We start from the raw sequence: 21,436 nt of genomic DNA, 5'->3' as shown, positions 1-21,436 counted from the left end.
CCGTGGCACGCCCCTGGAAAGTTGTCGCGTTGGGTTGTGTTTCAGTCGCGCGGCACAGCGAGCATGCGGTCGAGAGCCTGCTTGGCCCGTGCTCGGATATCGGGCTCGACGGTAATTTCGGGACTCATATTCTGCAGACTGTGCAGGATGTCTTCCAGTGAAGTCAGTTTCATGTTGGGGCAGATGAGGCTGACGCTGGGCAGGATGAATTCCTTGTCGGGATTTTCCTTGCGCAGGCGGTAGAGAATGCCCATCTCGGTGCCGACGATGAAATTTTTAGCCGGATTGGTGCGCGCATATTCATACATGCCGCTGGTCGAGCAGATATGGTGGGCCAGCGCAAGGATCTCAGGGGTGCACTCGGGGTGAGCCATGAAGACCGCGTCTGGGTTTTCCTCCAGGGCGCGCTTGACCTCCTCTACCTTGAGTCGATCGTGGGTCGGACAGTAGCCTTCCCAGAAATGGCACTTCTTGTCGATGTGCTTGGCAATGTAGCGGCCGAGGTTGCGGTCGGGCACCAGCAGCAGTTCGTCGGCGTCGATGGAGCGTGCCACGTTGACGGCGTTGGAGCTGGTGCAGCAGATGTCGCTCTCGGCTTTGACGGCGGCACTGGAGTTGACGTAGGTGACCACGACCGCTTCAGGATGCTTCGCTTTAAGATCCTTGAGCCCTTCGGCGGTCACCATGTCCGCCATCGGGCAACCGGCATCGGCGCGGGGAAGCAGCACGATCTTGTCGGGCGCGAGGATCGCTGCGCTTTCGGCCATGAAATGCACGCCGCAGAAAACGATCACTTCGCGGTCGGTGCGCGCCGCTTCCATGGACAGACCGAGCGAGTCGCCGGTGGTGTCGGCGATCTCCTGCACTTCGTCACGTTGATAGTTATGGGCCAGAATCAGGGCGTTGCGCTCGCGCGCAAGACGCTTGATTTCCTGTTTGATTTCTTCCTGGTTCATAAGCACGCCTTCCGTGTGAAGGAAATAGATGCGGTATACTAGAGTAAAACCCTTGATATGTCAAACCTTTATCTGCCCTTTCCGGCTTGACAGTTCGGCGCCGTTAGCGCTATTCTCGTCTTTTTTCGACATCTTCCTATTGGGTTTCCCCCCTGACACGCGAGAGGTTCTCACCCTATGTTCGGAATCGGTATGCCGGAATTACTGCTTATTCTCGGTCTGGCGCTTATCGTAATCGGTCCCAAGAAACTGCCCGATGTGGCCAAAGCCCTGGGGCGTGGAATGGCTGAGTTCAAGCGTGCCACGGAGGACCTCAAGAACACCATCAATACCGAGTCCCAGGTAGCTGAAACCCGCGAGCGCCTGCAGCGCGAAGGCAAAATAAAGGTTCCGGGCGCGCAAGCCGAGGGGAAGGGAGCCGCACCTGAAGAGTCTTTTGCTTCTAAATCGGAAGAAGAGCAGGTTGCCGCTGCAGAACAGGCCGCCGGCGAAGATGCCGGCCGGGAGGTTCGTGATGGCAAACAGTGAGTCCATCGGGGAAGACCTGCCGTTTACGGCTCATCTTGAGGAACTGCGCAAGCGTCTGATGATCTCTGCCGGCGCCTGGCTGGTGTGTTTTCTGGGCAGTTACGCTTTTGCCGAAAAGCTCTTCGGCTTTATCGCCGACCCGGTGCGTCAGGCGCTTCCCGAGGGGCACAAGCTGGTCTTTATCACGGCCACCGAGCCGTTTTTCACCTATCTCAAAGTTGCGGCCCTGGCCGGCCTGCTGGTGGCGCTGCCGATTATCCTGTGGCAGATCTGGGCGTTTGTCGCGCCCGGTCTTTATTCCCATGAGAAACGCTTTGCGGTGCCCTTTGTGGGGGCAAGTTTCCTATGTTTCGCCGCCGGCACCTATTTCGGTTTTTTCCTGGTTTTTCCGCAGATCTTCAAGTTTCTCATTGAATTCGGCCTTGGCGGCGATGTGGAGGCGATGCTCTCCATGGGCGCCTACCTGAGCATCTCCGCCAAGCTGCTGCTGGCCTTCGGCCTGGTTTTCGAACTGCCGATCCTGATGTTTTTTCTCGGCCGCATGGGCGTTGTCGACCATCACTGGCTGCACCGCAACCGCAAGTATGCGCTGCTGGTGGCGTTTGCCCTGGGGGCGATGCTGACTCCGCCGGATATTTTTTCCCAGACGGCGCTGGCGGTGCCGTTTGTGATTTTGTACGAGGCCAGCGTGTGGATCGTTCGCTTCACAGGCAAGAAGCGGCGCGAGGAAGATGAGGAGGCGGCCGAAGAAGACGGCCAGGCAGACGCTTGATGCCAGACGCACTTGAAATCAAAGGGCTGCATAAATCCTTCGACGGCGTCGAGGTGGTGCGCGATCTGTCATTTCGCATCGCGCCCGGAGAGATTTTCGGGCTGCTTGGCCCCAATGGCGCCGGTAAAAGCACGACCATCAATATGGTGGCGGGCGTTACCCGGCCGAGTGCCGGACACATCGAGGTGTTCGGTCACGACACCCGCAGCGATTACCGTACCACCCGGCGCCTGACCGGGGTCATGCATCAGGAGATCGTAACCGACAATTTTTTTACCATCGGCCAGGCGCTTCAGTTTCATTCCGGTTATTACGGGGTCGCCGATGACCCTGCCTGGCGAAACCTGCTGATCGAACGGCTGGGGCTTGGTCCCCACCTGGGAAAGCCGATGATGAAGCTCTCGGGCGGGCTCAAGCGGCGCTTCATGGTGGCTAAGGCTCTGATCCATCGTCCGCGGCTGCTGATTCTCGATGAGCCGACCGCCGGTGTCGATGTCGAGCTGCGGCGTACCCTGTGGGACTTCGTGCGAGAAATAAATCGCGACGGAACCACCGTGCTACTCACCACCCATTACCTGGAAGAAGCCGAAGCGATGTGCGCGCGCCTCGCCATTATGAACCACGGCCGGCTGGTGGCGCTGGAGCGCACCTCGGACCTGCTGGCGTGCCTCGATGGACGCACGGTGGTGCTGCATCTGCAGCGCCCCCTCGACACGATGCCGGCCGAGCTGACCCGCCTTGGCGCCGAGTGCCGCCCTGAGCATGCTGTCCTGAGCATCCCCCTGCCGAAGGACATGACTGTTATCGAGTTGCTGGCCAAGTTGCATCGGCTCAATCTGCCGATTGTCGATCTGGAAGTACGCCGTGCCGGCCTGGAGGAGATTTTCATCGAATTGACTGGAATGGAACGCGGCGGGCGCGAGGTGAAGGCATGAGTGAAGAGCAGGCGCCCGCGTGGAATTCCTGGCGGCCTTTCTGGACCCTGCTGCGGCGCGAGGTGTGGCGTTTCTGCAAGGTGTCGGCGCAGACCCTGCTGACGCCGATCATTACCGCCTCGTTGTACCTGTTCGTGTTCGGCGCCACGCTGGGAGAGCGCATCGCGGTGGTGGAGGGGTTCAGCTATGCGCAGTTCGTGGTGCCGGGGCTGATCCTGATGGGGGTGATCAACAACTCTTTTGCCAACGCGTCCTCGTCGCTGTTTGTGGCGCGCTATATCGGTAACATCCTTGATCTGCTGGTGACACCGATCACCGCCACCCAGTTTATCTTCGCCTATACCCTTGCGTCCATGCTGCGCGGTCTGCTGGTGGGGGTTGCCGTATGGGGCATATCGATCTTCTTTGTGCCGCTGCCCTGGATCAATCCGGTCGGGGCGATAGCCATGGCGCTGCTGGCGAGCTTCCTGTTTGCCCAGTTCGGCATCATCGCCGCGCTTTACGCCAACACTTTCGACGCCCTCTCCATGTTCAACAACTTCCTGATCCTGCCGTTGATCTATCTGGGCGGCGTGTTCTACCCGATTTCGATTCTGCCGGCTCCCTGGGAGGGGCTTTCCCGTCTCAACCCGCTGTTCTACCTGATCGAAGGGTTCCGTTATGCCCTGCTGGGAGAAGGCGATATCGCTTTCGGGACAGCTTTCGGTGCGGCCGTGGCCATGGCGGTCGTTCTGTTCGGCTGGGCTGCCTGGCTGATCGGGCGCGGCTACAAGCTGCGCAACTGAAACCTCCCTCGCACCCTTTGTCCCTCCGGTCCTTCACCGTACTTTTCTACTCAGCAGAGCAGCCGTAGAGACTTGCTTCCGGATCGGCAGGTTGGCCGGATTCCGGCGCAGCTTGCGGGAGTGGAGGGCAGCCCGCCTGCAAAAGGGCCGCCGTCAGAACAATTAAAACCGAGGGAAGACGCATCTCAACACCTCCAGGCAGACGATTCAGAAATAACCGATAAATCCGATCCGAATGCTTTCATCAATGGTACGGGTGCTGCCGTCGTCCGGCTTGAGCCGCACATTCTGGTAGCCGACATAGACCTTGACGCGAGGTACGGCGGCGTAGGTCAGGCGGACCTCACTTTCCGTCAGGCGGTCGGAGTCAAGGAAAGAGAAAATTTTAGGAGCGTAGACGAAGCGCCCGTCCACGCCAAGGCCGCCAAGGCGCGGCGGGGCATAGGTGGCTCGGGCGCCGACGCCCAGATTGAGAAAATCAATGTTGTCGTTGGTGTTGCCGCCGTAGAGCTTGCCGCCGACGCCCAGCTCGAGGCCGGGGATGTTGCCCGGCTCGCCGGTGAAGTCAAGGCCGAGGCTACCCAGGAAGGTTTCTTCCTCGTCGTTGTAGAGAAAGCGGGCATTGACCGAGGTGGCGCCGTATTCATCGCGGACCAGGCCGTGGGCATAGCCGAGCTGGAAGCTGTCGTCGTTGAAGCCCAGATCGATGCTGTCTGCCGCTGCAAGCGAAGCTGAAAGGCACAGGCAGGTGGTGAGTAAAACAATGAACCGCATAGCATTTCTCCTTGGTGAAAATTGTCATAGACTATGACATAATCTCACCCGCGGGGCAAGGTGAAGCGTAATTCAATGGAAAATGCAGCACTCCTTAGGAAGACAAACTGATCGCCATGACTGGAAATAAAAAACCCGCCGGTGAGAGGCGGGTTGACGGGACGAAGGTCAGATGTCGACCATCTGGTCGAGGACTGATTTTTCGGTGGGTTCGCGCCCTTCTTCCCGGGCCATGCTCTGGATCAGGAGCTGTCCGCCGATACTGGCCGTTTTGCGGACCAGGTTGTCGGCCTCATCCGGATTGCGTCGCTTGAAGGCCTCGATGATTTTGCGGTGCTCATCCACCGAGATCTGCATGCGGCCGGGCAGTGATAGGCTGGCCAGGCGGGGACGGTTGAATTTCATGACCAGCTGATTGATCAGTTCCGCAAGTTTTTCATTGCCGGCGGCACGGATGAACAGTTCGTGGAATTCATTGTGCACCCGGTAGAAGGTCTTGACGTCCCCTTCGTTGGCGAGCTGCTGCAGCTTATCGTTGATTGATTCCAGCCGATCGATGTCTCTGTCCGACAGATTTTTGGCCGCCATTCGCGCAGCGTAGCCTTCAAGGATTGCCTTGATGGCATAAAACTCCTTGACATCACGCTCCGAAAGCGCGGTCACTACCGCCCCCCTGCGGGGAATGACGGTCAGGTACCCCTCGGATTCCAACTGCCGGAAGGCTTCCCTGATGGGCGTGCGACTGATGCCGAAACGCTCCGCCAGTTCTGGCTCGGCCACTTTTTCACCAGGCTTCAGGACGCCGCACAGGATAGCATCGCGAATCGTTTCAAGAATTTTCTCCCGCAGGGTCTGGTGTCGCTCGATCGGTTTTTTTTTCACCTGTGTTCTCCCCACATTGGACTTGCCAAATTGTATACAGTATACAATTTCTGTCAAGGCTTTTCCCGGAGAGAGGTGAAAAAAGATTTATATCCTTCCAATGTTGACGCACTCGCAAAAATTCAGAAGATGGCTTAGCCATCAATGTTTGAGAGGCAGGTTCACGGACAGAGATGAGACCGTCGTTCAGCGGGTGGAATCGTCCTTGAGCAGGGAGCCCTTGAGCACGCCGTTTGCACCGTATTTCCGCTGAAGTCTGTCGACCGCCTGGTCGAGGCGGCCAAGGCGCTCCCGGTTTTTGTCCCCGAAAAGGTCGCTCTGGCCACTTCCCAGGGGTTCGAGAGTTGAGAGGGTAATCCCGAGTAAACGGATTGGTCTGCTGCAGTCCGTTTTTCCTATTAATTCCGTCGCCTCTCGAAATATGGCGCTTCCGTTGCTGATCCCCATGTCCAGTGTTTTTGATTTTGTGATTGTCGTGAAATCTGCATATTTCACCTTGAGCGTCACCCGACTCCCCTGTAACTCTTTGCGGCGCAGACGGGAAGCGACCCTTTCGCTCAAGGACAAAAGCTGCCGGCGGATCTCATCCGGGTCGAACAGATCGAATTCAAACGTGTCTTCATGTCCGACCGATTTAATCTCTTCGTCACTCCGGACGGGGCGGGAATCGATCCCGCGGCACAGTTCATAGAGACGCGCTCCGTTCTTGCCGAAATGTTTCCTGAGCGCCTCAAGGGAGAGCGTTCTCAAGCCGGCGACAGTGGAGATTCCGTAAGTAGCAAGCTTCTCTTCTGACGTGCGGCCGACGCCCCAAAGCGCAGAAACGGGCAGAGACAGCAGGAAGTCATCGGCCTGCGCGGTGGTAATCTCTTTCAGGCCATCGGGTTTAGCTGCCTCTGAAGCCAGTTTGGCCAGGAATTTATTGGGGGCGATCCCGGCACTGACGGCCAACCCGGTCTCAACCCGAACCCGGTGGCGGATCTGTTGTGCGATTTCGACCCCACTGCCAAACAGCGCCCTGCTGCCGGTGACGTCGAGAAAGGCTTCATCGACCGACAGGGGTTCGATCTGGTCGGTGAATTGTGCAAAAATAGCAAATACGATCCGACTGGCCTGGCGGTAGCGTTCCATGCGCACCGGCAGGACCTCCGCCTTGGGACAGAGTTGAACCGCTTGAGCCATCGGCATGGCCGAATGAACCCCGAACGCGCGCGCCTCATAAGAAGCCGCACATACCACCCCACGTCGACGGTTCCCCCCAACGATCACCGGCTTGCCGCGCAGATGAGGTTGATCATGCTGCTCGACCGAGGCGTAGAAAGCGTCCATATCCAGATGCAGTATGCACCGATCCTGTGCGGGTCTCATGGCTGTGAAAGAGTTGGTCTCCGGCATATGGAATTGATTGATCTTCTCATCGTTTTGTTGGTAAAGTGTGGTCTTACCACCAAGCCAGACGGGGTTATGGCATGACCAATGTATTCAAGCCGATTCGGCCCAAAAAGATTTCCGAAGAGATTGTCTCACAAATCAAGAATCTGATCACCTCCGGTGATCTCAAACCCGGCGACCGCATCCCCTCTGAGCGGGAACTTGCACAGATGCTTGGGGTCAGTCGACCTTCCGTGCGTGAGGCCATCATGGTTCTTGATGCCATGGGCCTTCTCGAAGCGCGCCAGGGAGGTGGGACCTATGTACGCTCCTTGACCGCCGGAGCTCTCAGCGATCCGCTGACCACGATGGTCGAAGAAAATCCGGCGATGCTCCATGCCCTTGTCGAAGTCCGGATGGGACTCGAGACCTGGGCGTCCTACCTTGCCGCCAAGCGCGCCACCTCCGTTGAGGTAGAAAGGTTGGGGGAGCTCCTTTCTATAATGAAAACTCAGGCGGCCCGTGGCGGATGGGATGCCGAAGTTGATTCACGATTTCATTATGCCATTACTGCAGCCACTCACAATACCCTGCAGATGCATGTGCTCAACACCATTCATTCACTCTTTCATAAAACGGTCCAGGTGGCGTTGACGGAATTCTACCGCAAAGAGGGGATGGTGGAATTGCTGCTCGAGCAGCATCGGGCCATTTACCAGGCCATTGCCGATGGACAACCCGAGCAGGCTCGCCAGGCCATGCAGGACCACCTTTCCCTTGTCGAGGGAAAAATGTCGCAACTGCTCACTGAGCAGGCCGTTGATTGAAATCCGAAGACAGAAACTTTGAAAACATACAAAAAAGGCAGCCCTGTGAGAGGCTGCCTTTTTTGTATGAGGAGGAATACGGATGGAGCCGTAAAGTGAAAAATCAGCGGCCGCCGCGGCCTGCTACTTGAATACGGACCAGGGCCCGATCCAATGCGGCTTTCATGATGGCGAATTCCTTGTCTTCGGGCGAGAGCTTTTTCAATGCTTCTTCGGCGCGGCCGAGAGCCTGCTTGGCCCGCTCCAGGTCAATTTCGTCCGAGGGTTCTGCGGTTTCGACCAGAATCGTGACATGGTCGTTTTCTACCTCGACATACCCCCAGTTGACCGCAATGTGAAAGGTTTCGCCGCCTTTGCGGTAGCTGAGTTCACCGATGCGCAGGGTGGTCAGCAACGGGGTATGAGAGGGAAGGATCCCGAATTCACCCACCAGACCGGGAGCAGTGATTTCATCCACTTCCTCCGAAAGCACGCGGCGGTAAGGGGTGACCAGGTCGATTTTCAACTTCTCTGCCATGAGCGAATGCCCTTTTCCGGAAGGGGTGGGGAGAATAAATACTCCCCACCTGCTTCATTATCTGGATGTTACGCGGCCAGCTTCTTGGCCTTTTCGATCGCTTCCTCGATGGTACCGACCAGGTAGAAGGCCTGCTCCGGCAGGTTGTCGTGCTTGCCTTCGACGATCTCCTGGAAGCCGCGAATGGTGTCCTTGAGTTCCACGTACTTGCCGGGTGACCCGGTAAAGATTTCAGCGACATGGAAAGGCTGGGACAGGAAGCGCTGAATTTTGCGGGCGCGGGCAACAATCAACTTGTCATCCTCGGACAGTTCGTCCATCCCGAGAATAGCGATGATATCCTGCAGATCCTTGTAGCGCTGCAGAATGATCTGGACATCGCGTGCAATCTTGTAGTGCTCTTCGCCCACCACCTGGGGATCGAGAATCCGGCTGGTGGAGTCCAGCGGGTCGACAGCCGGATAGATGCCGAGCTCAGCAATCTGGCGCGAAAGAACCGTAGTGGCGTCCAAGTGGGCAAAGGCAGTTGCCGGGGCGGGGTCGGTCAAGTCGTCTGCAGGAACATAAATGGCTTGCACCGAGGTAATCGAACCCTTGTCGGTGGTGGTGATCCGCTCCTGCAGCTCACCCATCTCTGTGGCCAACGTGGGCTGATAACCGACCGCAGAGGGAATGCGCCCGAGCAGCGCGGAAACTTCCGAACCCGCCTGGGTAAAACGGAAGATATTGTCAACGAACAGCAGCACGTCCTGGTTTTCTTCGTCACGGAAATATTCCGCAACAGTCAGGGCGGAAATGGCGACGCGGGCACGTGCCCCGGGTGGCTCGTTCATCTGCCCGTAAATCAGGGCCGCTTTGTCGAGAACACCGGAGTCTTTCATCTCGTGCCACAGGTCGTTGCCTTCGCGAGTCCGCTCACCGACCCCGGCAAACACGGAGAAGCCGCCGTGCTGCTTGGCGATGTTATGGATCAATTCCATAATCAGAACGGTTTTGCCGACGCCGGCGCCGCCGAAAAGGCCGATTTTACCGCCACGGGAGTAAGGCGCGAGCAGATCAACGACTTTGATTCCAGTTTCAAAGGCTTCAACGGTCGTCGATTGGCTGACAAAGTCAGGCGCGGGGCGATGGATTTCCCATTCAGTCTCAGCACCAACCGGACCTGCCTCATCGACCGGTTCGCCGACGACATTGAGGATGCGTCCGAGGCATTTACGGCCGACTGGCATGACGATTTGCTTGCCGGTGTCAAGGACCTCCTGGCCGCGTACCAGACCTTCTGTGGAGTCCATGGCGATAGCGCGCACGGTGTTTTCGCCGAGATGCTGAGCGACTTCGATGACCAGGTTCCACTCCTCGTTGGAGATGGAGGGGTTGGAAACCTTGAGAGCGTGATAGATTTCAGGCAGCTTGCCGGGCTCGAATTCCACGTCGACGACGGGACCGATGACCTGGATGATTTTCCCTTTATTCATGATGAACCGTTCCTCCTTTATTTCACCGCGGCGGTGAAGGGGTATTCCGTTTACTTGATAGACTCGGCGCCAGAGATGATTTCCATCAATTCTTTGGTGATGGCTGCCTGGCGGGCCCGGTTATATTGCAGAGTCAGCCGGCCGATCATCTCGGAGGCATTCTTGCTGGCACTGTCCATGGCGCTCATGCGGGCTCCATGTTCCGAAGCCACTGACTCGAGCAGGGCGCGGAAGATCTGAACCTCCACGTTCTTGGGTAGAAGCTGTTCAAGAACTTCGCTGCGGTGGGGCTCGTATAGATAATCGGTCACCGTTTCTTCGCCGACGGTTTCGCGGGGCACCACCGGAAGAACCTGGGTGAGTGTCGGCTCCTGGCTGATGGCGCTGCGAAACGCGTTATAGGCCAGGTAGACGACATCATATGTTTCTTCCTGGTATTGGTTGACAATCTCCTGGCCGAGCAGCGCAGCGGTACTGTAGGAGACCGACCCCATGATGTTTTCATGCACCTTGACAATGTTCATGCCGGGGCGGCGTTTGAGATACTCATTGCCCTTGCGGCCGATAATCATCAGGTCGACCTGCTCGAAGTCTTCCTCATTTTTGCGGATGAAGCGTTCCGCTGTCTTGCTGATATTTGCGTTGAAACCGCCGCACAGACCGCGATCCGCCGTCATCAGGACAACGAGCGCCCGTTTTTTTTCCCGCTGCAGCAGCAACGGGTGCGACTCGGAATCCTCGCGCATGGCCAGGCTGGCAAGCACGTTGGACATTTTGTCCGCGTAGGGGCGTGCCGCCACCACCGCATCCTGTGCTCGGCGCAGCTTGGCCGCGGACACCATTTTCATCGCCTTGGTAATCTGGCGGGTGTTCTTGACCGTGCCGATTCGTTTCTTGATTTCCTTTAGATTCGCCATTTATCCTGACCTTCCCGTCGTGACTAGGCAGCGACGAACTGTCCCTTGAATTCATCCAGAGCCGACTTGATGCGCCCCTCGAGTTCATCGTCCAACGCCTTCTTGACGCGGATATCCTCGAGCAGCTGCGCATGCTTCGATTCAATGAAAGTGTAAAGTTCGCTTTCGTAGCGCTGAATTTCGTTGACCGGGTATTCGTCAATAAAGCCATTGTTGGCGGCATAGATGATCAGAACCTGTTTTTCGACCGGCAGCGGCTGATACTGGCCCTGCTTGAGGATTTCCACCAGGCGCGCGCCGCGATTGAGCTGACGCTGAGTTGCAGCATCAAGGTCAGAGCCGAACTGGGCGAACGCCGCCATCTCGCGGTACTGAGCCAGGGCGAGACGCAGCGTACCGGCCACCTGCTTCATGGCTTTGATCTGGGCCGAGCCGCCGACACGGGAAACCGAGAGGCCGACATTGATGGCGGGACGCACACCGGAGTAGAACAGGTCGGTCTCAAGGAAGATCTGGCCGTCGGTGATCGAAATGACGTTGGTCGGAATGTACGCCGAAACGTCACCGGCCTGGGTTTCAATGATCGGCAGCGCAGTCAGGGAACCGGCGCCCAGATCATCGTTGAGCTTGGCGGCACGTTCGAGCAGGCGGCTGTGAAGATAGAAAACGTCGCCGGGGAAAGCCTCGCGTCCCGGCGGACGACGCAGCAGCAGAGAAAGCTGGCGATAGGCGACGGCCTGCTTCGAAAGGTCGTCATAAATGATGACCGCGTGCTTGGCGTTGTCGCGAAAATACTCGCCCATGGTGACGCCGGTGTAGGGTGCGATAAACTGCAGCGGGGCGGGTTCGGAAGCCGTTGCCGCAACGACAATGGTGTAGTCCATGGCGCCGTGCTGCTTGAGCTTGTCGACCACCTGGGCCACAGTGGAGCGCTTCTGGCCGATGGCGACATAAATACAGATGCAGTCCTGACCCTTCTGGTTGATGATGGCGTCAACGGCGACGGCAGTCTTGCCGGTCTGGCGGTCACCAATGATCAGCTCGCGCTGACCGCGGCCGATGGGAACCATCGAGTCGATCGCTTTAAGGCCGGTCTGCAGCGGCTCATGAACCGATTTTCGGGCAACGATGCCGGGGGCTTTAACTTCGACCTGGCGTGCCTCGTCCGTCTTGATCTCGCCTTTTCCGTCGATAGGGATGCCGATACCGTTGACTACACGGCCGACCAGCGCCTCGCCGACAGGAACCTGCACGATTTTTTCCGTACGCTTGACGATCGAGCCTTCTTTGATGTGCTCGTAATCACCAAAAATCGCGGCGCCGACATTGTCCTCTTCCAGGTTGAGAACCATGCCCATGACACCGCCGGGGAATTCGAGCAGCTCGCCGGCCATGGCCTTGTCGAGACCGTGGATGCGGGCAATACCGTCACCAATGGTGATGACCGTACCGGTTTCGCTGACCTCGACCTCCCGGCCGAAATTCTTGATCTGCTTTTTGATGATCGCGCTGATTTCTTCCGCTTTGATTTGCATAATGACCTTTTCACCCCTTCGTTAATGTATCTTCAATTCTTTTCAGTTGCGTGCTGAGGCTGCCATCGAAAACCCGACCCCCGATTTCGGCTTTGAGCCCGCCGATCAGCTCGGGGTTGACCTTGGTGTCCAGAATGACTTTTTTGCCGGTCTGCTTTTCAAGTCCGGCGCGGATAACCTTGATCTGTTCTTCGTCCAGGGCCGATGCGGCCGCCACCTGTGCGCGCAGAATGCCGGAAAGCTCGTCTGCGAAGCGCCGGTATTCGGCGACGATTTGCGGCAGTACCTGGAGGCGTCCTTTTTCAAGAAGCAGACCCAGGAAGTTTCTGATCGGGGCCGAAAGTTTGAGCTTTTTGGCTACTTCGGTCAGGATCGCGGAGCGTTTCTCGAAGGGAAAGGTCGGGCTGGTGAGCACCAGCCGCAGATTTTTCTCTTCGGAAAAGGCGGCGAGAATGCCGTCCAGTTCATCCGCAAATTGTTCCACCTTCTTCTGCTCGGTCCCTATTTCAACCAGGGCGCGGGCATATCTTTTGGAAATCGCGTTGACACTCAACTTAATTCTCCCGCCTTCTGCATTTTCTGCATGTATTCGTCAACCAGACGCTTCTGGTCGGCGTCAGTGAAATTCTTCTTCAACATCTCGCGCGCCAGGGAGATCGCCAGGGAGGCTGCTTCTTCACGCAGTTCGCGGGTTGCCTTGGCGACCTCCTGCGTTGCGGCCCTCTCAGAATCCTTGACCATTTTCTCTGCCATCTCCCGTGCGTTGGCGATAATACGCTCACGCTCGAGTTCGCCTTCGCGGCGGATTTCCTCTTCGATCGCGGCGATCTCTTCAGAGGCATCCTTGAGCTTGGCCTCGTATTCGGCGTACTTGGCTTCCGCCTCGCGACGAGCCTTCTCCGCCTCTTCCAGTGCCTTTTCCAGGCTCTCGCGACGGCTTGCCAGGCCGCGCTTGATCGGCTTGGTGACAAAGTACACGAGGATGCCGACCACCACCGCGAAGTTCAGAACGCGGAAGATGAAGTCTTTCAGCAAAACGCCGCTGTCGGCGTGATGACCGCCGCCTGCGGCCATGGCCGAAGCTGCAGCGAGAACGACGGTGAGGGTCAGGACGGCAACGGCGGTTGCGCGCAAAGTTCTCATACCCATGGAATTACAGACTCCTACCTAAGACTTTTGATGCCACTTGCTTGGCCAGGTCTTCCGCCTCGCTGCGCAGTCCTTTGCGGGCTTCTTCGGCTTGCTTGGCGACCTGATCGCGTACGCTTTTGATCTGTGCTGAAGATTTCTTCTGTGCTTCGCCCAGGATGCGCCCCTCTTCTTCGGCCGCAGCGGTCCGCATGGCGGCGCGCTCTTCACTGGCTCTGGTTTTGGCTTCGTGAAGTTTATCGCGATACGCCTTCATTCTGGACTGAATTTCGTCCTCGAGTTCTCGGGCACGCTCGTGTCCGCCTTCCGTAGCCTGGCGCCTCTCCTCCATAATCCGCAACAAGGGGCGGTAGAGGAGAAAATGAAGGAGAACCAGTAGGATAATGAAATTGCCGAATTGCAGGAACAGGGTCCAATCGAGACTGATCACCGAAATACCTCGTCAAATGCTTGGTTTTGCGGAAGCCGTCCTGAAGGGACGACGTACTGTATACAAGGTGAGGTTGAAATAAAAAAATGTTTGCCGTGCGGCAAAACAGGGAATAGCTAACACAGCCACTTTTCCCTTGTCAAGAATCTTTTGGCGCGATCAAGGTTTTCGAGCATTCACCAACAGCGGCGGAGTCAGTGATAAGTGGCGGATTCGATTTCGTTTAAATGAGCCATGATCGCTTCGCGGTGAATGGGGGGCAGATCAATGAACTGCAATCCCATCCCTGGGGGAAAGGAGGGTTTAGGGGCATTCTCCGCACGGTTGCACCACGCAACCCGTGCCCGGCAGCGAATCGGTTCATGGCAGGAGGGGAGGCGAAATTCGATCAGAAGACGTGTCGCAGCGGCATACAGGGTGTTGGATTGAAGATACATTCCGCCGATACTTAGATCTAGTGCCACTCCGCCCTGCGTGAGTTGCTCGTTGCGTCCGAAGCGTACCGGGGCATTGGTTTCGAGGCGCGATTGGCGGTTCGGGGTGGAGCAGAGAATCATGATGCCGACCCTGTAAGAAAGAGAAAGTATAAATATAGGATCAGGGGGTCGCGGCAGTGGTCGCCTTCTCAGCGAGATCGCCTGTCAGGTCTTTCAGGCGGCGAAAATCCTGCAAAATAGAGACGGCCTCAATGACGTAAGGATCTTCCGCTGTATTTTCCGCCCACAGTGCCTTTCGCTCCTCCTCAGAGAGGTCGCGGTCCCCAGTGCCTTCTTCATCGTGTACCGGAGCCATGCCATGGAAGGGGCGGTTTTCCCGCTCGTTCTGCATCTGTTGATGACGTTCACGGGCCTGGTCGATGTGCAGAGGATAGGTGGTGTCGGCCATGCGCTCACGGACACGTTCGGCCTCGCGGGCAATTTCGGTCAGTTTTTCGTTTTCGGCCACGCGTGCCAGGCTGCGCTCCTCAAGTTTCTGCACGGGAGGGGAGGCGGGCCAGGTGGAGAAATCGGCGGATGGGACCTGGTCCCAGGGCAGGGAGTGCTCAAGGTACTGTTCTCCGCTTTCCACATGACGCAGGCGGTCGGGCAGGACAATGTCGGGAACGACGCCGCGATACTGGGTCGAATCACCACTGATGCGGTAGAATTTCTGGATGGTGACCTTCATCGCGCCCAGCGGGCGGTACTTATCCATATTGGGAAAGGGCAGGCTGCGGTCGAGGTCGATGACCGCCTGCACCGTCCCTTTGCCATGGGTGTGTTCGCTGCCGATGATGACCGCCCGGTCATAGTCCTGCAGCGCACCGGCGAGAATTTCAGACGCCGAGGCGCTGAATTTATTGACCAGCACCACCAGCGGGCCGTCGTAAGCGACGCTTTCATCCTTGTCGGCGAGGGTTTCGATCTTGCCATCCGCGTTCTTGACCTGGACGACCGGCCCCCCCTCGATGAACAGTCCGGCCACCGAAACGGCATCAGCCAATGCGCCGCCGCCATTGTTGCGCAGGTCCAGCACCAGCCCTTCGATGCCGGCCTCGCCCAGGCGTTCAAGCTCTTTGCGCGTGTCATCGGTGGAGTTTCTCCCGCCGCCGTTCATGCCGCCCTCGAAATCGCGGTAGAAGCTGGGAATTCTGATGTAGCCGTAGGATCTCTCCTTGTCGGGGAGGGGGAGCACAGCCGATTTGACGAATGTCTCCTCGATCTGCACCACATCGCGCACGATGGGAATGACCACCCTTTGTCCATCGGGTTTCCGGACATGCAGGCGGACCTCGGTGCCCTTTTTGCCGCGAATCAACCGGACGGCATCCCGAAGGCGCATGTCGACGACATCGACGGCGTCGTCTTTGCCTTCACCGACGGCAAGGATGGTGTCTTCGGCTTCAAGCTGCCCCTGGCGGTAGGCGGCGCTGCCGGGAATGATGCGCACCACTTTGATAAAGCCTTCTTCCTCGCGCAGCGTGGCGCCGATTCCTTCGAGTGAGCCGCGCATGCTGATGTCGAAGTCCTCTTTGGTCATGGGAGGAAGGTAACTGGAGTGCGGGTCGAAAGCGCTCGCCACCGCGTTGAAATAGACGTCGAAATAATCCTGGCGGCGATTCTCCTGCAACTGGTTGAAAAGGTGCTCCTGGTTGTTGCGCACCTTGTCGAGCGCTTCCGCCAGCAGAGCCTTCTCGTCACGGGTCGCCTCTTCATCTTCCGAGGCCGCGTTCTCCTCCAGCGCAATCAGGCGGTTGATCACCTGCAGCTTGAGGATTTTGCGCCAGCGATCCCGTAGCTCCGCAGGTGTTTCGCAGTATTTGATCTTGTCCGGGTCTGTTTCCAGCCGCTCTTCGCGGCGCAGATCGAATCCGTCGTCCAGCAGGGAGAAAACCATCTCGCGGACATCCGTCACACGCTGCTCCATGGTTTTGGCCGCCACCTGGGGCAGCCGGACCTGGCTGCTGGCCAGCTCATCGTCGATGCGGGTCTCAAATTTTTCCAGGCGGCGCACATCTTCCTGCAGCAGAAAGCGTTTCTGTGAGTCGATCTGCTTGAGAAACAGGGTGAAGGCATCTTTGGAGAGCTGGTCGTCCAGCGGCTTGTGGCTGTAATGATGGCTCACCAGCTGCTGGCGGATGACAAAGCTCAGAAGCCGTGCCCGGTTGAGATCGAAGGACTCTGAATCTGCCTCGGAACCGACAAAGGCTGTACCTGCCGTCGGAAGCAGGAGCAGGGGCAGAAGCAGAACCAGGAGTAATTTTCTTGTCATACGGGTCATTTGGAGTGCGCTTTTTCTCTTCGAAGGGATTCACCTGCATCTAGAGGAGGGTGCGAGAGTGAATCACAGTTGGTTGCAAAATCAGTCCATGGGGATCAGGCTGTGGTTTTCGACTGCAGCCTTCGGACCTGAGGATTTCTTATGAAAGTAAAGCACATCCGAGGGGTTTCGAGCAAGGGGGAGGATTTGAATGCGAATGAAAAACGCCTCCCCCACCCCTGTGATAGGGAGGGGGAGGCTGACTTTTAGCCCGGAATATTCATCCGGGTTAGAGTAGATCCGTTTTGCGCAGAGCCCACAGCGCAAGAAAATAAGAGAGGATGATGACGCCGAACCAGCCGAAAACCAGCACATAGCTCATGGAAATGACTCCTTATCTTAATTATTCTAAAAATCGATCAGTAGAGATTTTTGGCATTTTCACTTTCAAGATCGTCGGTGGTGAACTTGCGCCGATCCATCATGCGCCACACGCAGGCAATATAGGCCAGCACGAAGGGGACCGCCAATGCCACATAACTCATGGCCGTCAGGGTAAAGTGACTGCTGGAAGCGTTGAAGATGGTCAGGCTGCTGGCCGGATCGACCGCCGAGGGATAAAAGGCGCTGCCATGGAACCCTGCGGTCAGCAGCAGTGACAGAGCCGTCAATACCGTACCGACGCCGGCCGGCCAGATGCCGCGTGTGCTGCGCCCCTTCCCCGTCATGACAACACCGGCGATCACCAGCAGCAGACCCGCAACCAGCATGATCAGCACCACCGGCATACCCAGCAGGTTCTTCAGATATTTGAACGATTCGACCGTCACCTGCCCACTGGCCGGATCAACCGCGAAGCCGTCCATGGTCACCAACCGCACCAGCACATAGAGCAGGAAAGGCAGGGCGATGACCATGTTGATCACCACGGCACGTCGCAGACGTTCATGCAGATCTTCATGCCGGATATGGTTGCACAGATACAGTGCTCCCAGGACCCGGGCCAGAAAAACCAGGAACAGTCCCATGCTCAGGTTGAACAGAGAGAAGGCCGCCTCAAGTCCGCGCAGCGAATGCAGCCAGGTCACCCGGTTGTAATCATCGAGTGTGAAGCTGGCGCCGGTAAAAAAAGTGCCGAGGGCCGCTCCCACCAGCAGCAGCCCGACGCTACCATTGATAAACATGAAGGCTTCGTAGGTACGCGCTCCCAGCAGATTGCCAGGCTTGGTGCGGAATTCATAGCTTACGGCCTGCAGCACGAAGGTGGCAAGAATCAGCATCCACACCCAGTAGGCGCCGCCAAAGCTGGTGGCATAGAACAGGGGAAAGGCCGCAAACAATGCGCCACCGAAAAGAACCAGGGTGGTAAACGTCAGCTCCCACTTACGCCCCAGGGAGTTGACTATCAGCTTCTTCTCCACATCATCATGCGCGGTGGTGAGCAGCAGCGTCTGCCCTCCCTGAACGAAAGTCAGGAAAACAAACAGTGCCCCCACTACAGAGACAATCAGCCACCAGAGGTGCTGCAGGGTTGCATGGTCAAGATTGCCTATCATGTCATTCCTCCTCCGGGCCCAGGCTGATCTGCCGGGTCATGATGCGAATTTCAGCGATGAGCAGAATGGTGAACAGTACCGCAAACATCCAGAACGTGGTCTGCACCGCGCCGGTGGTCAGGTTCGATGTGGCGACCCCGACCGGCAGCATCCCCTGAATCGCCCAGGGCTGGCGCCCCACCTCGGCGACGATCCAGCCGGTCTGCGAGGCCAGATATCCAAGAAAGAGAGAGAAAACGCCCAGCCAGAGAAGCCAGGGGGTATGGGCCAGGCGGCTCTTGAGGGTGTAGTAGAACAGCACCGCAAACAGCAGCGGGAAGAAAAACCCCAGCGCCACCATGATGCGGAAGCTGTAGAAGTTGAGTGCAACCGGCGGAACGGCCTGCTCGGGATGGGTGAGATAGCCGTAGCCCAGGTGCTGTTCGTGGGCGCGGAAGTCGCGCAATGCCGTCTGAGCCGCACCCTCGTCGCCGTTCTTGCGCGCTGCTTTATAGGCTGCAAGAGCACTCACCGCCTGGCGCCCGTTCTGCATTTTCTGCTCGACACTAATGATGCCGTGCTCTTCGTTGCCGCGCACCAGGTCCCGCAGCCCGGGCACGAAGCTGTTGATGTCGCGGTTGGCAAGAAATGACAGGGCGTAGGGGATTTCCAGCGCGAAGTAGTGGGGCGATTGATCGTCATCAAGTTGCTTGTCGCCACGCAGGATGCCGAAGACGTTGAGGCCGCTGCCGACCTCGCCGTCATAGAGCCCTTCGATGGCCGCCAGCTTCATGGGCTGCGCCTGGGCGACGATGTGCCCCGACTCGTCCCCTGACCCGGCCAGGTAGACCGAGGAGATGAAGCCGAACACGCAAGCCACCACAATGCTGCGCTTGGCCAGCAGCTTATGACGGTCACGCAGCAGGAACCAGCAGGAGACCGCCACCACGAACAACGCCGCCAGCACAAAACCGGAAGAGGTGGCGTGGGTAAAGCGGCTCAGCGCTGAAGGTGAGCCGAGCACCGCCCAGAAATTCTCCATTTCAAAGCGTGCCGTATCCGGATTGAACACCATTCCCACCGGGTTCTGCATCCAGCCGTTGGCCACCAGGATCCACAGCGCCGAAAGATTGGCACCGATTGCCACCATCCAGGTGGAAAACAGGTGGAATTTTTTTGAAACCCGGTCCCAGCCGAAGAACATGACGGCAAAGAAGGTGGCTTCGAGGAAAAAGGCGAAGATTCCCTCGATCGCCAGCGGCGCCCCGAAGATATCCCCGACCATCCACGAATAGTTTGACCAGTTGGTGCCGAACTGGAATTCCAGAATCAGGCCGGTCGCCACACCAATCGCAAAATTGATGGCGAAGAGCTTCATCCAGAACTTGGTCAGCGCCTTCCAGCGTTCATCGCCGGTCTTGACATAGATCGACTCGAAAAAAGCCAGCAGAAACGACAGCCCCAATGTCAGGGGCACAAAAATCCAGTGATACATGGCGGTCAGGGCGAACTGGCCGCGCGACCAGTTGACCTGACTCCAGTCAATGCTCTCGAGCACGATGACCTCCATGGCAGTAGGTTGGGGGAGCGCCTCTGGGAGGCTGCTCCGGGTTCAAGGTTGTGACGATGGCGCCTGTGTCAGGTTGGACAGGACATGGTCGGCGCGCTGCGCATCGGTTTCGAATTCCGTATTGAGAAAGTTGGGAAAGAAAAACAACTTGAGCACGCCGAACATGATCAGCAGCTTGATCGCAAGCAGCTTCCATAGAGTGCGCCCCAGGCGCATGGAACGAAAGCCGTCGTAGTAGAAAAGGCAGATTTTTTTCAGCATGGGCAAAGCCTTCCTTTTCCGATAAAAGTCGCCAATCAGATTGTATCCCCGATGTGGGAAATTTCCAGTGATCGACAGAGATATAAATATAACCAAAGCGGTCATAATTATACGCACCGCGATCAGGCTGTCAAGCAGTCGAGACTATTTTAATCTGAATCCGTGAGGAGTGAGGTGTAAAGAGTGAGGAGAAAAAGTGGCTCCCCGACGCTGAAAAGGAGAAGGAAACCTACCAGAACCCATAGGCCCCGGCAGACAGGACATACAGCCCCAGCAGCAGATTGGTCACCACATGAGCGACGACGGCGGCATGCAGATCGCGGGTGCGCAGTACCAGCGCTCCATACGCGAGGCCGGCGATGATCCCCACCAGCCAGCGGTTGTGTTCCAAGCCGAACAGCAGTGCCGTCAGGGCAAAAGCGCCCAGAGCAAAGCGATCCAGCGCCACCTGGGAAAAGTCGCGCTCCATCAGCCAGCGGTACAGAAAGCCGCGCCAGAAATACTCCTCGATCACCGCGATCACCAGCGCCGAACCCGCCAGACGCACCAGCGTCAACGACCAGCCGGCTGCCTCGGGGGCATAAAAACTTGCCGCAGGTGCGCGGTAAGTCTCCCAGGGCGGCAGAATGCCCCAGCGGTTGTAAAATTCGATCCAGCCCGGCCACTCACGCCAGAAAGAGAGTTCAGGCAGAATCCACACGGCCCATACGACGATCCCTGTCAGCAGCGCCGGCGGAAGATGGCGCAGTTGAAATGCATCATAGTGCCGCCAGGGGCGCAGCCACAAAAAAAGCCCGGCACAGACAAGAGTGCGCAGGGCATAGCCCCCGGCGGTGCGGGGCAGGGCTTCCATCAGGATCAACCAGGCCGCGAAAGGGGCCACGTGATCGATCAGAGTGCGGTGTCGCTGAAAAAACGAGGTGTTTGAGGTCTCTGCTGAGTTCATGGTCACCACAAAATCTGATTGTATCTATTCGTCTCGCGGAATCGTAGTTCCCATGCTGGCCAGCTGCATCTGAACGAGAATGAATTCCGGGGACTTTGCCTGAATCGAGCAATTCAGACAAGGGTAAAGGGTAGCAGATTTCTGCGGTTTGTCCGGCTCAGAAATTAGAGATCCTTGAACGCAAAATGCTGAATCAGCATCTCGATGGCGTCGATGTCGCCCGGATCGGCGATCAGCGATTTGAAGCCGGCCTCGTAAAAGTCATTGTTGGCAGCCCGGCGCTGCCAGACGCAGGTGGCATCGCAGATGATGTTGGTGCGGCCCAGGATTTCGGAGGGCAGGCGCATGCGGCAGGCATAAGTGGTGTTGGGAGTGAGGGGCTTTTCACATAGAAGCATCATCCCCTCGGTGGTGATATCGACCAGGCGGCCGAGCAACTCGGCAGTCTCGAGGTTGAAGACCTCCAGATAATAGAGTGTGTTTCTGCGTTTCTGGGCTCTTTTCTCTGGGAATTGCTCTTGGCTCACACCCG

General features: G+C 57.5%; 23 protein-coding genes. 5 read left to right on the top strand and 18 right to left on the bottom strand.

The window, feature by feature from the left end:
* Positions 1 to 41: 41 nt before the first annotated feature.
* Positions 42 to 956 carry a quinolinate synthase NadA gene (gene nadA, locus GSUB_RS15645; RefSeq protein WP_040201662.1) on the bottom strand — a complete coding sequence of 305 codons (915 nt, stop codon included), beginning with the start codon at positions 954 to 956 and terminating at the stop codon, positions 42 to 44.
* A gap of 192 nt (positions 957 to 1,148) precedes the next feature.
* Here nadA and GSUB_RS15640 point away from each other — a divergent pair, with 192 nt between their 5' ends.
* Genes GSUB_RS15640 through GSUB_RS15625 form a run of 4 tightly spaced genes read left to right on the top strand, consistent with a single transcriptional unit; the run spans position 1,149 to position 3,976 of the window.
* Positions 1,149 to 1,484 carry a twin-arginine translocase TatA/TatE family subunit gene (locus GSUB_RS15640; protein WP_235269852.1) on the top strand — a complete coding sequence of 112 codons (336 nt, stop codon included), beginning with the start codon at positions 1,149 to 1,151 and terminating at the stop codon, positions 1,482 to 1,484.
* A complete protein-coding gene (tatC, locus tag GSUB_RS15635) occupies positions 1,471 to 2,256 on the top strand; it encodes a twin-arginine translocase subunit TatC (protein ID WP_040201659.1) in 786 nt (261 codons plus the stop codon). The genes GSUB_RS15640 and tatC overlap by 14 nt, the downstream gene beginning before the upstream one ends.
* Entirely contained in the window at positions 2,256 to 3,191 is a 936-nt protein-coding gene (locus GSUB_RS15630; protein ID WP_040201657.1) for an ABC transporter ATP-binding protein, read from the top strand. Before tatC ends, GSUB_RS15630 begins: the two co-directional genes overlap by 1 nt.
* Positions 3,188 to 3,976, top strand: coding sequence for an ABC transporter permease (locus GSUB_RS15625; RefSeq protein ID WP_040201656.1), 789 nt, complete (start codon positions 3,188 to 3,190; stop codon positions 3,974 to 3,976). Before GSUB_RS15630 ends, GSUB_RS15625 begins: the two co-directional genes overlap by 4 nt.
* Before the next feature lie 207 nt (positions 3,977 to 4,183).
* Here the strand turns inward: GSUB_RS15625 and GSUB_RS15620 are convergent, their stop codons facing one another.
* The 3 genes from GSUB_RS15620 to dinB all read right to left on the bottom strand — a co-directional run bounded on the left by GSUB_RS15620 (position 4,184) and on the right by dinB (position 7,027).
* The gene (locus GSUB_RS15620) at positions 4,184 to 4,750 is read right to left on the bottom strand and encodes a YfaZ family outer membrane protein (protein ID WP_040201654.1); all 567 of its coding nucleotides are present in this window, start codon (positions 4,748 to 4,750) and stop codon (positions 4,184 to 4,186) included.
* Between the two features lie 168 nt (positions 4,751 to 4,918).
* Complete coding sequence (locus GSUB_RS15615) at positions 4,919 to 5,632, bottom strand: GntR family transcriptional regulator (protein WP_040201653.1); 714 nt, start codon at positions 5,630 to 5,632, stop codon at positions 4,919 to 4,921.
* Positions 5,633 to 5,818: 186 nt separating this feature from the next.
* A complete protein-coding gene (dinB, locus tag GSUB_RS15610) occupies positions 5,819 to 7,027 on the bottom strand; it encodes a DNA polymerase IV (RefSeq protein WP_084212161.1) in 1,209 nt (402 codons plus the stop codon).
* Positions 7,028 to 7,101: 74 nt separating this feature from the next.
* Between dinB and GSUB_RS15605 the strand changes: the two genes are divergently transcribed.
* Positions 7,102 to 7,830 carry a FadR/GntR family transcriptional regulator gene (locus GSUB_RS15605; RefSeq protein ID WP_040201652.1) on the top strand — a complete coding sequence of 243 codons (729 nt, stop codon included), beginning with the start codon at positions 7,102 to 7,104 and terminating at the stop codon, positions 7,828 to 7,830.
* A gap of 103 nt (positions 7,831 to 7,933) precedes the next feature.
* On the opposite strand, the gene GSUB_RS15600 is transcribed toward GSUB_RS15605, so the two are convergent.
* The 14 genes from GSUB_RS15600 to GSUB_RS15535 form a co-directional block, all read right to left on the bottom strand.
* A complete protein-coding gene (locus tag GSUB_RS15600; protein ID WP_040201650.1) occupies positions 7,934 to 8,347 on the bottom strand; it encodes a F0F1 ATP synthase subunit epsilon in 414 nt (137 codons plus the stop codon).
* A gap of 68 nt (positions 8,348 to 8,415) precedes the next feature.
* Positions 8,416 to 9,822 (bottom strand): F0F1 ATP synthase subunit beta, encoded by a 1,407-nt coding sequence (atpD, locus tag GSUB_RS15595; protein WP_040201647.1) that lies wholly within the window; start codon positions 9,820 to 9,822, stop codon positions 8,416 to 8,418.
* A gap of 50 nt (positions 9,823 to 9,872) precedes the next feature.
* A complete protein-coding gene (gene atpG, locus GSUB_RS15590) occupies positions 9,873 to 10,739 on the bottom strand; it encodes an ATP synthase F1 subunit gamma (RefSeq protein ID WP_040201645.1) in 867 nt (288 codons plus the stop codon).
* 23 nt (positions 10,740 to 10,762) lie between these two features.
* On the bottom strand, positions 10,763 to 12,274 hold the full coding sequence (atpA, locus tag GSUB_RS15585) for a F0F1 ATP synthase subunit alpha (RefSeq protein ID WP_040201644.1): 1,512 nt from the start codon (positions 12,272 to 12,274) through the stop codon (positions 10,763 to 10,765).
* A 10-nt stretch (positions 12,275 to 12,284) separates the two neighbouring features.
* The gene (locus GSUB_RS15580) at positions 12,285 to 12,827 is read right to left on the bottom strand and encodes a F0F1 ATP synthase subunit delta (protein WP_040201643.1); all 543 of its coding nucleotides are present in this window, start codon (positions 12,825 to 12,827) and stop codon (positions 12,285 to 12,287) included.
* Positions 12,824 to 13,423 (bottom strand): F0F1 ATP synthase subunit B, encoded by a 600-nt coding sequence (gene atpF / locus GSUB_RS15575; RefSeq protein ID WP_235269851.1) that lies wholly within the window; start codon positions 13,421 to 13,423, stop codon positions 12,824 to 12,826. Before atpF ends, GSUB_RS15580 begins: the two co-directional genes overlap by 4 nt.
* A gap of 4 nt (positions 13,424 to 13,427) precedes the next feature.
* On the bottom strand, positions 13,428 to 13,853 hold the full coding sequence (locus tag GSUB_RS15570) for a F0F1 ATP synthase subunit B (RefSeq protein WP_040201641.1): 426 nt from the start codon (positions 13,851 to 13,853) through the stop codon (positions 13,428 to 13,430).
* A 194-nt stretch (positions 13,854 to 14,047) separates the two neighbouring features.
* A complete protein-coding gene (locus GSUB_RS15565) occupies positions 14,048 to 14,410 on the bottom strand; it encodes a PilZ domain-containing protein (protein ID WP_040201640.1) in 363 nt (120 codons plus the stop codon).
* A 40-nt stretch (positions 14,411 to 14,450) separates the two neighbouring features.
* Entirely contained in the window at positions 14,451 to 16,604 is a 2,154-nt protein-coding gene (locus GSUB_RS15560; RefSeq protein ID WP_158414102.1) for a carboxy terminal-processing peptidase, read from the bottom strand.
* A 407-nt stretch (positions 16,605 to 17,011) separates the two neighbouring features.
* Positions 17,012 to 18,148, bottom strand: a complete 1,137-nt coding sequence (cydB, locus tag GSUB_RS15555) for a cytochrome d ubiquinol oxidase subunit II (protein ID WP_040201637.1) — start codon at positions 18,146 to 18,148, stop codon at positions 17,012 to 17,014.
* 1 nt (position 18,149) lies between these two features.
* Positions 18,150 to 19,685 (bottom strand): cytochrome ubiquinol oxidase subunit I, encoded by a 1,536-nt coding sequence (locus tag GSUB_RS15550; protein WP_084212225.1) that lies wholly within the window; start codon positions 19,683 to 19,685, stop codon positions 18,150 to 18,152.
* Between the two features lie 54 nt (positions 19,686 to 19,739).
* Positions 19,740 to 19,958 (bottom strand): DUF4492 domain-containing protein, encoded by a 219-nt coding sequence (locus tag GSUB_RS15545; protein WP_040201635.1) that lies wholly within the window; start codon positions 19,956 to 19,958, stop codon positions 19,740 to 19,742.
* Between the two features lie 229 nt (positions 19,959 to 20,187).
* Positions 20,188 to 20,904, bottom strand: coding sequence for a CAAX prenyl protease-related protein (locus GSUB_RS18265; protein WP_052465000.1), 717 nt, complete (start codon positions 20,902 to 20,904; stop codon positions 20,188 to 20,190).
* Between the two features lie 164 nt (positions 20,905 to 21,068).
* Complete coding sequence (locus GSUB_RS15535) at positions 21,069 to 21,431, bottom strand: PilZ domain-containing protein (protein WP_040201634.1); 363 nt, start codon at positions 21,429 to 21,431, stop codon at positions 21,069 to 21,071.
* Positions 21,432 to 21,436 lie beyond the last annotated feature (5 nt).

It is taken from the genome of Geoalkalibacter subterraneus (genome assembly GCF_000827125.1).
Taxonomy (GTDB): domain Bacteria; phylum Desulfobacterota; class Desulfuromonadia; order Desulfuromonadales; family Geoalkalibacteraceae; genus Geoalkalibacter_A; species Geoalkalibacter_A subterraneus.
This window is presented reverse-complemented; position numbering and strand designations above follow the sequence as displayed.

Excerpts from the sequence above, each read along its gene's own strand:
- nadA (WP_040201662.1), bottom strand. The coding sequence starts at position 956 with ATGAACCAGGAAGAAATCAAACAGGAAATCAAGCGTCTTGCGCGCGAG.
- GSUB_RS15640 (WP_235269852.1), top strand. The coding sequence starts at position 1,149 with ATGCCGGAATTACTGCTTATTCTCGGTCTGGCGCTTATCGTAATCGGT.
- tatC (WP_040201659.1), top strand. The coding sequence starts at position 1,471 with ATGGCAAACAGTGAGTCCATCGGGGAAGACCTGCCGTTTACGGCTCAT.
- GSUB_RS15630 (WP_040201657.1), top strand. The coding sequence starts at position 2,256 with ATGCCAGACGCACTTGAAATCAAAGGGCTGCATAAATCCTTCGACGGC.
- GSUB_RS15625 (WP_040201656.1), top strand. The coding sequence starts at position 3,188 with ATGAGTGAAGAGCAGGCGCCCGCGTGGAATTCCTGGCGGCCTTTCTGG.
- GSUB_RS15620 (WP_040201654.1), bottom strand. The coding sequence starts at position 4,750 with ATGCGGTTCATTGTTTTACTCACCACCTGCCTGTGCCTTTCAGCTTCG.
- dinB (WP_084212161.1), bottom strand. The coding sequence starts at position 7,027 with ATGCCGGAGACCAACTCTTTCACAGCCATGAGACCCGCACAGGATCGG.
- GSUB_RS15605 (WP_040201652.1), top strand. The coding sequence starts at position 7,102 with ATGACCAATGTATTCAAGCCGATTCGGCCCAAAAAGATTTCCGAAGAG.
- GSUB_RS15600 (WP_040201650.1), bottom strand. The coding sequence starts at position 8,347 with ATGGCAGAGAAGTTGAAAATCGACCTGGTCACCCCTTACCGCCGCGTG.
- atpD (WP_040201647.1), bottom strand. The coding sequence starts at position 9,822 with ATGAATAAAGGGAAAATCATCCAGGTCATCGGTCCCGTCGTCGACGTG.
- atpG (WP_040201645.1), bottom strand. The coding sequence starts at position 10,739 with ATGGCGAATCTAAAGGAAATCAAGAAACGAATCGGCACGGTCAAGAAC.
- atpA (WP_040201644.1), bottom strand. The coding sequence starts at position 12,274 with ATGCAAATCAAAGCGGAAGAAATCAGCGCGATCATCAAAAAGCAGATC.
- atpF (WP_235269851.1), bottom strand. The coding sequence starts at position 13,423 with ATGGGTATGAGAACTTTGCGCGCAACCGCCGTTGCCGTCCTGACCCTC.
- GSUB_RS15565 (WP_040201640.1), bottom strand. The coding sequence starts at position 14,410 with ATGATTCTCTGCTCCACCCCGAACCGCCAATCGCGCCTCGAAACCAAT.
- GSUB_RS15560 (WP_158414102.1), bottom strand. The coding sequence starts at position 16,604 with ATGACAAGAAAATTACTCCTGGTTCTGCTTCTGCCCCTGCTCCTGCTT.
- cydB (WP_040201637.1), bottom strand. The coding sequence starts at position 18,148 with ATGATAGGCAATCTTGACCATGCAACCCTGCAGCACCTCTGGTGGCTG.
- GSUB_RS15545 (WP_040201635.1), bottom strand. The coding sequence starts at position 19,958 with ATGCTGAAAAAAATCTGCCTTTTCTACTACGACGGCTTTCGTTCCATG.
- GSUB_RS18265 (WP_052465000.1), bottom strand. The coding sequence starts at position 20,904 with ATGAACTCAGCAGAGACCTCAAACACCTCGTTTTTTCAGCGACACCGC.